The 13694-nt window shown below is 51.3% G+C and carries 15 protein-coding genes; 6 read left to right on the forward strand and 9 right to left on the reverse strand.

What is annotated here, in order from left to right; genetic code table 11:
• Positions 1–8: 8 nt before the first annotated feature.
• Positions 9–1487 carry an HD domain-containing phosphohydrolase gene (locus KNP68_RS09260; RefSeq protein ID WP_214708332.1) on the reverse strand — a complete coding sequence of 493 codons (1479 nt, stop codon included), beginning with the start codon at positions 1485–1487 and terminating at the stop codon, positions 9–11.
• A gap of 113 nt (positions 1488–1600) precedes the next feature.
• Positions 1601–3388: a mechanosensitive ion channel gene (locus tag KNP68_RS09265; protein ID WP_214799421.1), complete on the reverse strand. Its 1788-nt coding sequence runs from the start codon at positions 3386–3388 to the stop codon at positions 1601–1603.
• Between the two features lie 225 nt (positions 3389–3613).
• On the opposite strand from KNP68_RS09265, the gene mgsA reads away from it, so the two are divergent.
• From mgsA to KNP68_RS09285, 4 genes are all read left to right on the forward strand, one after another.
• Positions 3614–4027 carry a methylglyoxal synthase gene (gene mgsA / locus KNP68_RS09270; protein ID WP_214799423.1) on the forward strand — a complete coding sequence of 138 codons (414 nt, stop codon included), beginning with the start codon at positions 3614–3616 and terminating at the stop codon, positions 4025–4027.
• 90 nt (positions 4028–4117) lie between these two features.
• Positions 4118–4927: a hypothetical protein gene (locus KNP68_RS09275; RefSeq protein ID WP_251128711.1), complete on the forward strand. Its 810-nt coding sequence runs from the start codon at positions 4118–4120 to the stop codon at positions 4925–4927.
• A gap of 113 nt (positions 4928–5040) precedes the next feature.
• Complete coding sequence (locus KNP68_RS09280; RefSeq protein WP_029596367.1) at positions 5041–5556, forward strand: YflT domain-containing protein; 516 nt, start codon at positions 5041–5043, stop codon at positions 5554–5556.
• Positions 5557–5569: 13 nt separating this feature from the next.
• A complete protein-coding gene (locus KNP68_RS09285) occupies positions 5570–6343 on the forward strand; it encodes a YflT domain-containing protein (protein ID WP_214799425.1) in 774 nt (257 codons plus the stop codon).
• Between the two features lie 46 nt (positions 6344–6389).
• Here the strand turns inward: KNP68_RS09285 and KNP68_RS09290 are convergent, their stop codons facing one another.
• Genes KNP68_RS09290 through KNP68_RS09300 form a run of 3 tightly spaced genes read right to left on the reverse strand, consistent with a single transcriptional unit; the run spans position 6390 to position 9676 of the window.
• Positions 6390–7352: a 2-hydroxyacid dehydrogenase gene (locus KNP68_RS09290; protein ID WP_214799427.1), complete on the reverse strand. Its 963-nt coding sequence runs from the start codon at positions 7350–7352 to the stop codon at positions 6390–6392.
• A 50-nt stretch (positions 7353–7402) separates the two neighbouring features.
• A complete protein-coding gene (locus tag KNP68_RS09295; RefSeq protein ID WP_214799430.1) occupies positions 7403–8545 on the reverse strand; it encodes a YcjF family protein in 1143 nt (380 codons plus the stop codon).
• Between the two features lie 12 nt (positions 8546–8557).
• Positions 8558–9676 carry a GTPase gene (locus tag KNP68_RS09300; protein WP_214799432.1) on the reverse strand — a complete coding sequence of 373 codons (1119 nt, stop codon included), beginning with the start codon at positions 9674–9676 and terminating at the stop codon, positions 8558–8560.
• An 81-nt stretch (positions 9677–9757) separates the two neighbouring features.
• Here KNP68_RS09300 and KNP68_RS09305 point away from each other — a divergent pair, with 81 nt between their 5' ends.
• Both KNP68_RS09305 and KNP68_RS09310 read left to right on the forward strand, forming a co-directional pair.
• The gene (locus tag KNP68_RS09305) at positions 9758–10144 is read left to right on the forward strand and encodes a VOC family protein (protein ID WP_214799434.1); all 387 of its coding nucleotides are present in this window, start codon (positions 9758–9760) and stop codon (positions 10142–10144) included.
• A gap of 96 nt (positions 10145–10240) precedes the next feature.
• On the forward strand, positions 10241–11041 hold the full coding sequence (locus tag KNP68_RS09310; protein ID WP_214799436.1) for a formate/nitrite transporter family protein: 801 nt from the start codon (positions 10241–10243) through the stop codon (positions 11039–11041).
• Positions 11042–11092: 51 nt separating this feature from the next.
• Here the strand turns inward: KNP68_RS09310 and KNP68_RS09315 are convergent, their stop codons facing one another.
• The 4 genes from KNP68_RS09315 to KNP68_RS09330 form a co-directional block, all read right to left on the reverse strand.
• The gene (locus KNP68_RS09315; RefSeq protein ID WP_029596374.1) at positions 11093–12556 is read right to left on the reverse strand and encodes an alanine/glycine:cation symporter family protein; all 1464 of its coding nucleotides are present in this window, start codon (positions 12554–12556) and stop codon (positions 11093–11095) included.
• A 353-nt stretch (positions 12557–12909) separates the two neighbouring features.
• The gene (locus KNP68_RS09320; RefSeq protein ID WP_021067950.1) at positions 12910–13077 is read right to left on the reverse strand and encodes a hypothetical protein; all 168 of its coding nucleotides are present in this window, start codon (positions 13075–13077) and stop codon (positions 12910–12912) included.
• Position 13078: 1 nt separating this feature from the next.
• Positions 13079–13282 (reverse strand): YwbE family protein, encoded by a 204-nt coding sequence (locus tag KNP68_RS09325; RefSeq protein WP_021067949.1) that lies wholly within the window; start codon positions 13280–13282, stop codon positions 13079–13081.
• A 64-nt stretch (positions 13283–13346) separates the two neighbouring features.
• Entirely contained in the window at positions 13347–13679 is a 333-nt protein-coding gene (locus KNP68_RS09330) for a hypothetical protein (RefSeq protein ID WP_131471959.1), read from the reverse strand.
• Positions 13680–13694: the final 15 nt, after the last annotated feature.

Raw genomic sequence — 13694 nt, forward strand, 5'->3', positions numbered from 1 at the left:
CTGTTTGTTTAAGCAGAGATGGCCTGACGTCGTAACCTAATGAATACATCGACGAACGCCGGATCCCACTGTGTACCGCGACCACTCTCTAAAATCGATAGAGCCTTCTCGACTGGCATCCCGTCCCGATATGGACGGTCAGAGGTCATAGCGTCATATGCGTCGGCGATTGCCATGATACGACCGAAGAGCGGAATCTCCTCTCCGACCAACCGATCCGGATATCCGCGCCCATCAATCCGTTCATGATGGGACCGGACACCTGCCAATATCGGTTGTAACGCAGCCGGTAGGGAAATTTGATTCAAAATATGAATTCCGATGGTCGGGTGTTCTTGAATTTGCGCGAACTCATGATCCGTCAGCTTCCCTTCCTTCAACAACACATCGTCACGGATACCAATCTTCCCGATATCATGGAGTAGCGCCGATTTGCGGAGCAGCTCGATTTGTCCGGCCGGCAACTGGAGCGCCTGTGCCAACTCGACAGAATAGGCGGCGACTCGCTCGGAATGCCCGGCCGTATACGAATCCCGGGCATCGAGTGTTGCAGCGAACAAGACGAACAGACTGTTCAACAGTTGCTCGTTTTCCGCATCTCGATACGTGACGTTCGTGACCATCTGATTAAAGCCCGTGACGAGTTGGGCGAACTCATCCGAGTAAGGGTTATCAATCTGATTCAATCGTCCGGCATCTAACGCGGCGACCCCTTCGGTTAATGCACTGATTGGACGTTTGATGTTGTCATACAGCAAAAAGCTGCTAAACGTCGCGACCCCGATGATAACGACTAAAATCACAGCCGCCCACTGCCAGTATGCATCGACCTGATTGACAGTCGACAGTTGCACCCCGGACGCGAGGATGAACAATGCGACCGGGAACACACCGATGACGAGCATGCTGATCAATAGTTTCGTCCGGACGCTAATGGAGCGATACGTCGCTTGGAGCGGCCGCCCGTACAAGTTTCCGCTCATCTCCTGCAACTGAAGCAACAACGGTTCAACCGAGCGATAGGTCAAAAAGAATTCAATCAACGCATGCAAGATGGCGATTAAAATAGCACCGAACGCCGCCAAGCCAATCAACCGATACGGCAAGTCAATCCACCCTTGTTCGATGGCGAGTGCCGTCATACTCATCGCCGGCACGGACAAACCGAACAAATGCGGACCGAGAATCCGTTTCACCGTCAACGTAGGAAAGTGACTCGTTTGATCGAACGCCTGTTGAAGCTCCTCATACGTTGGTGTCTCTGTTTGAAACACACGACGGATCGGTCGGATGTGACGTCGATAAAGAAGCAGTTCAAGCCCAATCATCATCATCCCGGACAGCCCCATGATAGCCAAGAGGATGAGCATCTCCGTCTTGGATAAATCGAGCGTCTGAAAAATGAACAGCCCCCCGACACCGAACACGGCGATGCCTGAACCCCATATGTAATTCATGATTAATGTGTGTTGAAATCGTTGGTACATCTTCCCCTCACTCCTGCCTTTTCGTCGACCTCTTTCTTATTATATCGACAAAAGTGACACTTTTTTACAGAAATACAAAAACGGGCCCCTTTTTAGGGACCCGTCCTTCACCGTTACGGACGACGTGGACCTTCGTTGTCATCAAGTGAACGATTGTCTTGATCTGGCGTGACGTTTTCATGGAACGGGTTCGGTTCTGGACCGTCCACGTTCGTCACGTCAGATTGTGAGGCTTGCGGACGATTCGTTTCACGTTTCAACTCTTGTTTCGTTTGATCCGCTTCACGCTTCGACTGCTCCATACCTTGTTTCGCCTGTCGCTTCGCAGCCTCGGCTTCTTGGTTCATTTGGGCTTTCTCTTGCTCGAGACCTTCTTTTGACACTTCTGTCTCATCGATTCGCTTCTCAGCTTTCTTCAAGTAGCGAGCTGCTGTCTCACGTCCGCCGAGACCGAAGGCAAGGCCGAAGGCGAGCGCAACTGCACCGAGGATGAGCAAGAATGCCGTATTGACGATCAATGGCGCAATGCCAAGTTGGCTGATGGCCATGAAGAAGGCGATTCCAAGAATCGCGTACTTCGCGACGTGGCGCAAGACGCTCGGTTGGCCAGCTCCATCTACGAGCACACTGCCGACGAGACGCTCTGCCATGTTCGCGAGCCAGAAACCGACCGCCAAGATGACGATGGCTGCGATGACCATTGGCAAGTAAGCAAAGATTGCTGTTGCGAGTGAAGCCATAAAGTCGAGGTTCGCGACTTGAAGTGCTTCCGATACGAACAACAAGATGATGATGATTTGAACGATTGTACCGATGACTTGTGCAATCGATGTCGATGACGTCGAGCGGCCACCTAGACCCATTTTGCTAGCGAGTGAATTGACGCCCAAGTTCTCAAGGAGAGAAACGACGACACCTTTCAACCACTTGGCAATGAATACACCGGCGAGAATCAAGACGATTGCCACGATGATATTCGGAATCATCGCCAAGACATCATTGAGCATCGAGATGGCCGGATCTGAAATTCCACGAACATCAAGTGCTTCAAGCGCTGAAATCGTGACCGGAATCATAATCAAGATGAAGACGATCGTTCCAACCGCTTTTGCGAGACTTGACCCTTTCACGTAATCAGCCAAGTGAAGTTTCTCGGCGAAGCGGTTAAGACCTGCCGCTTCCAAGAACTTCGTCAAAATATCGCGGACGATTTTCGCAACGACATAACCAATCGCGAAGATAAGGGCTGCAGCGACAAGTTTTGGAATGAAGGCAAGGAAACTGTTCAACAAGTCTTCAAACGGACCGCTGATGCCTCGTAACCCAAGCGCATCGAGTACCGCTGGAAGAGCTAACAATAGGACAAGGTAAAAGACGATATTGGCGACCGTGTCAACCCATTTCGTCTGATTGACACTAGTCGACTCTTGGCCTGTCTTCTCCATCAACTTGTTCAAGTTGAGACGATGACCTGCCATTTGAATCCCTTTTTTCAAGAGCGTGGCGATAATCCATGCGACGAGCAGGATGAGACCTGCTTTAATCACGCCTGTGATCAAGCCAGAGAAGCCGGCATAGATTTGACTGAACGGTTGAGCGACAGCTGGTACGTTCAAGAATTCAAAGATAATTAAGAATGCGAGAAGCAGTACGCCGAAGAAGACGACTTTTGCGATGATGCGTTCAGGCGTCCACCGCTTTTCCTCTCTTCCAGGCTTTCCGGGTTCACCTTCTTGTTTTACCCCTACACGGTCGTCAAGACGTGCTTTGCGAAGCGCTTTGCGCGTCACGTTTTCAAGAACTTTCGCCAAAATGAATCCGACGACAAGAATGACCAAGGCAAGCAAAAGCTCAGGCAGCCATGACATGAACGTGTTGAAGTTATAGGTAGTATTGTTCATTTAACATCTTCCTCCAATCTCTTTTTGAAATGATTTCATTTATTTGACTCTTTGTATAAATACCAACATTTGCAGTTGCCTAAACCTTGCCAGTTCTTATTCCTCTATACATGATTCAAGTCAAAACGTTTTTTTAGAAAGTGATTCTAGTAAGAAAGAAGTCGTGTCTTTCTCAAGTAAATGTGATACGAATTAAAAGAAGAAGTCTTTTGAGGAGGAATCAAGATGAACATCGCCCTGATTGCCCACGATAAGAAAAAAGATGATTTGATCGTGCTCGTAAAAGCGTATGCCCACGTCTTGCAAAAGCATCAATTGTTCGCGACCGGCACAACCGGGAAGCGCGTCGCCGAAGCGACCGGTTTGCCGGTCCATTGTTTTCAATCCGGTCCGCTGGGCGGGGACCAAGAAATCGGCGCCGCCGTCGCCCGCGGCGAGATGGACATGATTATTTTCTTCCGCGACCCGTTGACGGCCCAGCCACACGAGCCCGATGTGAGCGCCTTGATGCGTCTCTGTGACGTGTATTCGATTCCGCTAGCGACGAATATGGGAGGCAGTGAGATTCTCATCCGTAGCATCGAACAAGGTGACTTCGAATCATTGACGCTATCGCATAACGACCCACCCCCGGAATAATCTAACTATGAGAAGAGAGGAATTTTTCTGAAATCACACGTATCGAACGATCCAATCGTTCAACAGTTTTACGATCAAGTCCGAACGCACTTGCACGACCTGCTCAATGATGAGACGAAAGCCGATCGGTTGCTCGACAGTTTAGCGGGCTATATTCGACAGGCGGAAAAGAACGGACAGTCGCTAGAGGGGCTGACCAAGCAAAACCCGAAGGATTATGCCTTATTCTTAATCGAACAACCGACGACGAACGAAGAGTATCGCCGCCGCTACCATACGATGATCGAGGCGTCAGAAGAATTGAAATCGCATGAGAAAACTCAAGCCAATCGGGAATTCGACTGGGCCATCGATCGGCTCAACGACGTCCAGGTCAAGCTTCAAGATGTCGAGATGCGTGACGTCTCCTTTTTGGCCTATACAAAAATCGAGGCCATCAAATCATCGCGTCGCGTCTGGAATCAATTCGGTTGGCTGCTCGGCATGATTTTAGCGTTCGCCTATGCGAATCTGTTGCTCGTTATGGATGACGTGTTCAGTTTGCGCTTGTTCACGGCACCGGCCACGCCTTACCCGCTCGACTACTTCGGATTCGTGCTCCCCGTGTTGTTGACTGGTGCCGTGTTTGGACTTTTGACGCGGTTTCGCCATCACTTTCAGACGTTAGGACGACGGATTCTATTCGCCTTGCTCATCATTGTCGTATACGTCGGGTTCGTTTTATTGACCCAGCCCATCCTGTTCTCGCTCGGATGGTCATTCTTGATTCAATTGACGCCTGTGTATGCGCTCATTCTGCTCGCGATCAGTGGATTCATGGCCATGTGGACACTCGTCGAGTTCGTTTGGAAGAACACGCGATGCCATCTCGGAAACGAAACATTAATGATTTATTATTGATGACGCCATTCTCGTCTTGAGATGGCGTTTTTTGTTTGAACCTTTGTTAGAACGGAAATTACTAATAGCGTGACGTCGATTTAACAAATAAACGATTACGAAGGAGGCACAACATGTCGGATCGCAAAATCATTGGGTTATTCCATAATGAGCAAGAAGTCATGGATAAGGTGAATGAACTCAAGCAAGCTGGGGAAGCAGAGAAAAACATGCACGTCGTAGCCAAGCGGGACGGGGAAATTTCTGCCTTGCGTTACCACACCGATGTGAATGCCGAATCGGGGATTCGTGATGTCAACTGGCTGGACCGTGTGAAAGCGTTCCTTCACGGCAGTGACCGCATTCGTGATGAATTGCGGAACATGGGACTCAGTGATGCGGAGGCTGAAGAGTATTATACGTCGATCGATGCCGGCAAATTATTGCTTTACATCGATAAACACTCATACGAACGCTATCCGAATATGTATAAGAAAGATAGTGAACTCGACCATGATAAAGGGGAAGAAGCGGATGGCATCGCCTTCGACGCGAAGCCATTCAATGATCACGACGAAGAACCACGTGGCACGAAAGAGGACCCGATCGTCCGCGGACATTCTGGCTTAGAAGACCATCGCCGATTATAAGGAGGAAGACACTATGAGTGAGAAACGATTCATCAGCATGTATGACACGCAAGACGCGGCACTCGGCAAAGTCGAGGAGTTGCGTGCGAAAGGCTACAAAGATTCAGATATCTATGTCGTCGCCAAGCATGAGGACAATGTCTCGATTTTGCGTCGTCAGACAGACGTCCATACCGAAGCGTCACACCATACCGGATGGTTCGATAAAGTTCGGGCGTTCTTGAGCGGGCATGAGGATGTCCACGCGGGACTTCGAAATATGGGATTGAGCGAAGAAGAGGTAAATCGCCACTATAGCGATGTCGAGGCTGGAAAGATTTTAATCTATGTGGATGAAGATTTCGAGCGTCGTCATAATGAAGGGCTGACGATCGATTCGTCACCTTATACCGACTCGAGACACGATACGAGTCACCAAGGCCACCATACGGCCGATGGGCTTGAAATCGATTCGACGCCGTATAATGATCCGAAATCTGACACGACCCGTTCGACCCGCTCAGATCATCACACGTCCGATGGTGTGGAGATTGATTCGGAGCCATATAATGACCCGAAACATCGTGACGCGAACCGGGACGATCGCCATACGTCTGATGGTGTAGAAATCGATTCGAAACCGTTCAACGAATCGACGGCCGACAATCCAAACCGGGCCGTCGACCCCGAGCAGGACATATTGGATAAAAAATCTGAGTTGACTGACCGTGAGAACAAGTTGCGTGGACTCGATGATCGGGCCCTCCGAAACGATTACGAAGATCCAGACAATATCCGCCGTTTCTAACCAAGATGCAACAAGGACCTGACCACAACCCGGTCAGGTCCTTGTTTTACGTTAATCGGTTTTTCGGCTCTTCTCCTTCGAGCACGTTCACGATGGCTTCCCGATTGAGCGCCATCATGGCAAGCCTTGTCTTGATGGAGGCGCTGCCGATATGCGGCAACGTCGTCACGTTCGGGAGCGTCAAGAGTGGATGGTCCATCGCCACCGGTTCTTTAGCGAACACATCAAGTCCCGCCGCCCAAATCCGCCGTTCCTTCAGTGCTTCATAGAGCGCCGTCTCATCGATAATCTCGCCACGGGCGACGTTGATGAAGATGGACGTCGATTTCATTTTAGCGAACTGTTCCGCCCCTAACATCCCACGTGTTTCCTCGGTGAGGGGCGCAAGGACGACGACGAAATCGGATTGTTCGAGCAGTTCATCGAGTTCCGCGTAGACGAACCCATACATCGATTCCGATTCATGCCGTCGCGTCCGATTATGATACAACACGTCCATGTCGAAGCCACGGGCCCGGCGTGCGACCGCCTCGCCGATACGTCCCATTCCAATAATCCCGAGCTTGGCCCGATACAAGTCCATGCCGACGTACCCCATCGGCGTCCACGACTTCCACTCCCCGGCCCGTAAATCACGTTCCGCTTCCCCAAGCCGGCGTGCCGTCATCATCATCAGTCCGAAGGCGAGGTCGGCCGTCGTCTCGGTCAACACGTCTGGCGTGTTCGTCACGATGATGCCACGTTCTTTCGCCGCCTCGATATCGATATTGTTATAGCCGACCGCCAAGTTCGAGATGACTTCGAGCTGTGGGGCTTGCTCAATCAGTTCCCGGTCGATCGTGTCACTGAGCATCGTCCAAAGCGCATGTGCCGACGCCGCTTCTTCCACTAACACGTCACGCGGGACACTCTTCGCTTCTTCTTCCCACATGCGGACCTCGTACTTGTCCCGTAGCGGTGCCACAGCCTCTTCCGGTAATCGTCTCGTGATGTAAATTCGTTTCTTCATATCGTTTCCCCCTTTTGTCTCGTCTCGACCAGTGTATCAAACCGGTTCGATCAAGACTTCTTTTTCGTCACTGGATTTTGTTCCATGAACTTTTCGAACAACGAGCCAAAGTCACTGTCAAGCAGTTGCTCAATCGTCTTCGATGAGTCCATCGCGTTCCGGTACGCGACTTCGTTGATGGCGAGGCCGATCGCCCACGTGATGCCTGATGCGACAGTCGCATTGATGACGCTCGCCGCCGCGTTCGCCCCCGGGAAGAATTTCATGACGTTCAGTAAAATCGTCTTCGAGAGCGCCCGTCCGATTTGCGGGATGATGGTGCTGCCGATCAGCGTCTTCAGCATATCGTCGTTCGCTTTCACGCCCCAGTAGCGGAACAAGTGAACGCTCATCGTCACTTGAATCGGTGTGAGCGCGATCGCATCAGCGAACGGAAGCGGAACGGCGGCCGCCGTTCCGGCACTGGCGACATAACCCGAGATGATGCGGTTCGCCTTCTTCCGCTTCAATTTGAGCATCGCCTCACTCTCGGCATGAATCTCCATGAGCAACCCTTCTTGGAGCGAGTGGTCGAGCTGTTCGACCGACCACGTGACAAGACGTTCCCAATCGAGATGGGCCCGTAATTCCGGGTCATTCAACAGCTCGGCGGCGACGCTGACTTGGAACACGGCCTCTTCCGGTACCACATCCATTAATTCCTGTCGGAGGGCCGTGAGCTCATCTACATCGACTTGGTCGATTTGTGTCAACAGGACGGCGACCGACGTCGCTTCGTTTAACTGCTTGATGAGCGCCCGGTCGAGCGGGGTGACCCGTTTCATCGAGGCGTTGATGACGTACCAGACGAGATGAATCTGTTCGGCCGCCCCTTTCGTCTGCGCCCGCTCAACGAAACCGATGACTTCATCGGCATACGCCTGTTGCCGGGCGCTCCCGATTTCATATCCTTCACTGTCGTAGAGCACGATGGCGATCTCATCACTCATGAACTGATGAATCCCTCGTGTCACCGGTTCACCGGCGGCCACTTTTGTCAAGTCGCGACCGAACACGTGGTTGACGACGGAACTCTTGCCTGATCCGGTCGCTCCCGCGATTAAGATATTCGGTTTTTTGACTTTCCCTCGCAATCGGTCGAGCTCTTCCTTCAAATCGTACGTATCAAAATTGAATGGGGTCTGTTTATCCATGTCCGTTCCTCCTCATTGATTGAGCGTCCGGCCGAGCCGTCGCATCTCTTCCTCGAATCCGCGGTGCACGTCCAGCTCGATTGTCTGTTTGACCAGCTCGTATTGTTGATTGACGGCTTTCTTGATGCCGCGCTCCGCCGTTCGCCGTTTGAACGCCCAATAAATGAAATGGACGCCCGGAATCATGCCGAGCACCATCTTTCGGACGGTCCGGTTAAACGAATAATCAAACCCGAGCTCGACCCGACGCGTTTTAAAGACAAGGTCGGACGGGGCACCGACGAGCGGGTAGCGTTCCATCAATTGAATATAATGCCGAACGCCTTGGGCCATCGCCGCCTCTGTCGTCTCAGCGGCCGCTTCGAGCGTTCGTTCCAAGTCTTTTTCGATTTGCCGGGCTTTCCAGCTGATCATCACTTGCGGGGTGATCATGCGAATCGTCTCAGCCGAACGATAGCTCCGGGCGCGCCACGCCTCTAACTCGGTCAATAAATGACGCGTCAAGTTATGCGGTAGCTTTCGTTCGATGTCTTTCCAGAGGTTGGTCCGATTACGTTGCCACACCGCCTCATAGCCGATATGCGGCACGACTTGTCCGCCGAGCAATTTCTTTTCGACACTGTTGACGCGAATCATCGCATCTCGTGAAATTCCGAGTTCGCGTATGAGCACGTCCTCCATCGCTTCCGCCTTCTCGACGTTCATCGCACTGTCTGGGTTATAGTTCGTCAAGATGATTGTGACATTGCTTCGCTTCGCGTAGAGCGGTTTGAGAATCGATTCGAGTTCGTACGCCTCGACGCGCCCCGAGTTGATCGAGAGTAAATAATAGATGGTATGGAACCAGTCGGCGATATCGAGCGCACCTTCTCGCTTGTTGACGATGGAGAGGACCGCTTCATGCCATTCGTCGGATCGGTCCGCCTCGAGTCCCCACGTATCGAAGAAACGGAACAGGATACCGCGCTCGAGATCGTAGTACTCGTATTCGTGAAGTCCTTCGGCCGTCACCGGGCTGCCGGCACGTGACTCAGCAACGTCACGCCCATAAATGTAATTTAAAAAAGCGCTCTTCCCGACCCCGGTCTTCCCCGCGATCAATATGTTCGAGACAAGCCCCGTGTTGTCCATATGGTTCCCCCTGCATTCGTTATATAATAACCATTATACTAAACGGACACATTTGAAACGTCCGACGGAAGGATGAGACCGATGCTGCACCATGTCGAACTGTACGTTTCGGATTTAACGAAGAGCCTCAACGCTTGGGACTGGCTTCTCACCGAACTCGGCTATACCGTCTATCAACAATGGGACGAAGGGCGAAGTTATCGCTTCGGCGCCACGTATCTCGTCTTCGTCCAAACTGAGGCCGACCACCTTGAACCGCCCTATCACCGTAAACGGACTGGATTGAACCATCTCGCCTTTCATGCCGATTCGCTCGACCAACTCGAGCGGTTGCGTCCAGAACTCCCACGCCACGGCTTCAAGGAGCTGTACGCCGACCGCTTCCCTTATGCCGGTGGTCCAAATTATATCGCTTTGTATTTTGAAGACCCAGACCGGATGAAAGTCGGACTCGTGGCAACGATGTGAACAGTTGAAACGGCTTTCAAAAAAAGTTTGTGAAAACAATTGCAAACTTTTGTTGGACCTCCTAGACTTAAGTTGTCTAAAGGAGGCCGTGTTCAAATGGAAAAACAAGCTGTCGAATATATGGAAGAAGCCGCCTATAAAAAAGCGACGCTATTGCGTCATGCATTCGGTCACTACGCACTCCGTTCCATCGTCGCTGGTTTTCTAATCGGGATTGGGGTCGTCTTTGCCTTTTCGGTCGGTAACATGTTCATCGACGTACCAGGGACGATGTTGTTTGCCGGAATGAGTTTCTCGGTCGCGCTCGTCTTCATCGTCTGGATGGGCGGCGAGCTGTTCACGAGCAACACGATGTATCTGTATACGGGTGCGAAACGCGGACGTGTCGACTGGCGCGATTTGACGGCCGTCTGGGGTATCAGCTGGTTCGGTAACCTCGTCGGTGCACTGATTCTCGTCGGGCTCGTCATCGGGGCCCACAGCATGGGTGACGTCGACACGGATCATCTCTTGTCCGTCGTCGCTGCGAAAAAGATGGGCGGCGAGGCGCTCGCGATTTTCTTAAAAGGGATTTTGTGTAACATCCTCGTCTGTATCGCTATCTTCATGCCACTGAAAACGAAGAATGATGTCGCCAAAATCATGCTGACGATGCTCCCGGTCGTCGTCTTTTTCGCCGCCGGCTTCGAGCACTCGATTGCCAATATGGGCATCTTCGGGCTCGCGCTCTATTATGTGCCGTCCGAGGCGATTAACATCGGTCTCGCACTGCATAACCTCGTCTTTGCCACACTCGGCAATATCGTGGGTGGCGCCTTGTTCGTCGCCGGGACGTACGTCCATTTGAACGCCAAGCCAGCCGATACGAAAATCGAATCTATCCGTCAACAAGCATAAAAAGACAGGGGCCCCGATGCGCAGGGCCCCTGTTGTTGCATATTGAACGAATTAACCTTTTGTCGTATCGGCAGCAGCCGCTTGGACTGCACCTTGTGCGACTTCTTCTTCTTCGACGTCCCAACATTCCGTGTTCTCGATGCCGAGTTTACGGGCCGAGAAGCGTGGGTTGAGCCCTTGGGCACGCTGCTCTTCGTAGTCGCGAAGGACTTTGAAGGCGACGCCACCAAGCAATGTGATGGCTGCAATGTTGATTAACGTCATCCCTGCCATGAACAAGTCAGCCAAGCTCCAGACGAAGCCGAGGCTTGCGACCGCTCCGATGAAGACGAACGCCATTGTCGCAAGGCGGAAACCAAGAACTGCGTTTTTGCTCTTCTTGATGAACTCGATGTTTGTTTCACCGTAGTAGTAGCTACCTGCGATTGAACTGAAGGCGAACAAGAAGACACTGACAGCTACGAACGCTGGCGCCCACGATCCGATTTGTTCGCTCAATGCATTTTGAAGCATGACGATTCCTTCTCCGTTACCGGCAGCATAGCTGTCTGAGAGGAGGATGATGGCCGCTGTTGCCGTACAGACGATCAACGTGTCCAAGAAGACGCCGAGCGCTTGAAGGAAACCTTGTTTCGCTGGGTGTGAAACTTCAGCAGCTGCTGCCGCGTTTGGTGCCGAACCCATACCTGCTTCGTTCGAGAAGAGACCGCGACGTACACCCATCGAGATGGCTGCTCCGACCGATCCACCGAACGCTTGCTCAAGACCGAATGCGCTCTGGAAGATCATCGCGAACACGCCTGGGATTTCTGTGATGTTGACGACGACGACATAAGCGGCGATGGCCAAGTACAATCCAGCCATAATCGGTACAACGATTGCCGAGAAGTTGGCGACACGGTGTACACCACCGAAGATGACCAATCCAGTCAAGACGACGAGGATGGCTCCACCGACGACGGCATCGATGCCGAACGCGTTATCAAACGCGGCCGCGATCGTGTTCGATTGCACTGAGTTGAAGATGAGACCGAACGTCACCGCGATTAAGACGGCGAAGACGATACCAAGGGCCCGGTTGTTGAGTCCTTTTTCAATGTAGTATGCTGGACCGCCGCGGTACGCGACGTCATCTTTTACTTTATAGACTTGTGCGAGCGTGCTCTCAATCATCGCTGTCGCTCCACCGAGAAGCGCGACAATCCACATCCAGAAGACCGCTCCTGGTCCACCTACCGTCACGGCGACGGTGACACCAGCCAAGTTACCCGTCCCGATTCGTGTGGCTGCTCCGATGAAGAACGATTTCATTGAACTGATGCTCTTGCTGTCTGTGACCTCCGGTTTTTCAGCGACGACCCGGAACATCTCTTTTAAGTAACGGAACTGCATAAAGCGTGTCCTCACTGTAAAGTAAATCCCGGCTCCGACGAGCGCGACGATCAGAACATAAGTCCATAAGATGTTGTTCATGTAATCGACGCTTCCTTGTAACATGCTTTGCACGGCTTCCATAAGTAAGTTCCTCCCTGTTGTGTGAATCTAAAGTTGTTTAAAATTTTTATGATGTCTTAGTTCTGAATTATACAAAGATTCTGACAATTAGCAATAATTTTTTTATAGGTCAGTTCACACAATTTTCATATGTTATATAACAAAAGTTGAGCAATAGCTTTATTTAAAGCGCTTACAAAGTTATCTGAAAGAAATAATAAATCTTTATTTCCCTACTTTTTTTTGACGTCCTCATTCAACTTGTTTCAAACTATTCGCTTTGTAAATAGATTTGAATGTATAGAAAATACCAGCTTCCTTTCATTATTCATTTGGGAAATAAAAAAAGCAGACGCTCATTGAGCGGCTGCTTGTTAAACGCCTGTCCGTTTCTTCTGGTTGTTCGGCTTCTTCGTCAACTGGTTCGTCAACGGTTTCTGCTTCGTCCCACGAAGTCCTGTCGGCACTTTCGTCTCGTTTTGTTTCTTTTCAGCGAGTTTTTGCTTCATCGCCTCTTGAAAACTTAATTTCTTTTCAGTCATGTTATTCACCTCCAGCTTCGATCACTTTCACCCGACCGACCTGTCCATCGCTTAAGCGTACTTTAATGCCGTGCGGGTGACGCGGCGAGTTCGTCAAAATGTCTTTGACGACGCCTGACGTCAACTTCCCACTCCGCTGATCTTGTTTTAGGACAATCTGGACGTGGAGCCCTGGGCGAATGTCCGCGCGTTTCGTGCCATCCATACCCGACACCCCTTTCCGTATAGTCAACCTCTATCATATGCTCTTTTCCCGCGTTTGTCACAATCTATTCCACGATCCCGATTTGAGCAAGCACAGGTGTCATATAACTTTGATCGGTCGTAAGCGTTCGGATACCAGCGTCTCCGATCAGCTGAACATCGACGTGACCACCGAGGTATTCGATGTTCAATACTTCTTCGCCTTGGACGTTCAAGAGCTGAGCCACCCCACTCAATCGCCGATGGGCCGTAGTGAGGTCGCGCGCAAAGGAAATATAGTTCGCCGTCGTCACCACCTCGCGCCGACCATGAACATCGAGGATAAGGAAGGCCCGGTCGGCCTCGACAATCGTCACTCGATACGAAACACTTTCATTTTCAACTTGAATTTGATGCATGGCGCGCCTCCTCAG

Origin of the sequence: Exiguobacterium sp. s50 (genome assembly GCF_018618175.1) — a bacterium.
GTDB classification, from domain to species: Bacteria; Bacillota; Bacilli; order Exiguobacteriales; family Exiguobacteriaceae; genus Exiguobacterium; species Exiguobacterium chiriqhucha.

Bases quoted from the DNA above. Each gene is read 5' to 3' on its own strand.
- KNP68_RS09290 (WP_214799427.1), bottom strand. From the start codon at position 7,352: ATGAAGAAACGAATTTACATCACGAGACGATTACCGGAAGAGGCTGTG.
- KNP68_RS09315 (WP_029596374.1), bottom strand. From the start codon at position 12,556: ATGGAAGCCGTGCAAAGCATGTTACAAGGAAGCGTCGATTACATGAAC.
- KNP68_RS09305 (WP_214799434.1), top strand. From the start codon at position 9,758: ATGCTGCACCATGTCGAACTGTACGTTTCGGATTTAACGAAGAGCCTC.
- KNP68_RS09320 (WP_021067950.1), bottom strand. From the start codon at position 13,077: ATGACTGAAAAGAAATTAAGTTTTCAAGAGGCGATGAAGCAAAAACTC.
- KNP68_RS09330 (WP_131471959.1), bottom strand. From the start codon at position 13,679: ATGCATCAAATTCAAGTTGAAAATGAAAGTGTTTCGTATCGAGTGACG.
- KNP68_RS09325 (WP_021067949.1), bottom strand. From the start codon at position 13,282: ATGGATGGCACGAAACGCGCGGACATTCGCCCAGGGCTCCACGTCCAG.
- KNP68_RS09310 (WP_214799436.1), top strand. From the start codon at position 10,241: ATGGAAAAACAAGCTGTCGAATATATGGAAGAAGCCGCCTATAAAAAA.
- KNP68_RS09295 (WP_214799430.1), bottom strand. From the start codon at position 8,545: ATGGATAAACAGACCCCATTCAATTTTGATACGTACGATTTGAAGGAA.
- KNP68_RS09300 (WP_214799432.1), bottom strand. From the start codon at position 9,676: ATGGACAACACGGGGCTTGTCTCGAACATATTGATCGCGGGGAAGACC.
- KNP68_RS09265 (WP_214799421.1), bottom strand. From the start codon at position 3,388: ATGAACAATACTACCTATAACTTCAACACGTTCATGTCATGGCTGCCT.
- KNP68_RS09260 (WP_214708332.1), bottom strand. From the start codon at position 1,487: ATGTACCAACGATTTCAACACACATTAATCATGAATTACATATGGGGT.
- mgsA (WP_214799423.1), top strand. From the start codon at position 3,614: ATGAACATCGCCCTGATTGCCCACGATAAGAAAAAAGATGATTTGATC.
- KNP68_RS09280 (WP_029596367.1), top strand. From the start codon at position 5,041: ATGTCGGATCGCAAAATCATTGGGTTATTCCATAATGAGCAAGAAGTC.
- KNP68_RS09285 (WP_214799425.1), top strand. From the start codon at position 5,570: ATGAGTGAGAAACGATTCATCAGCATGTATGACACGCAAGACGCGGCA.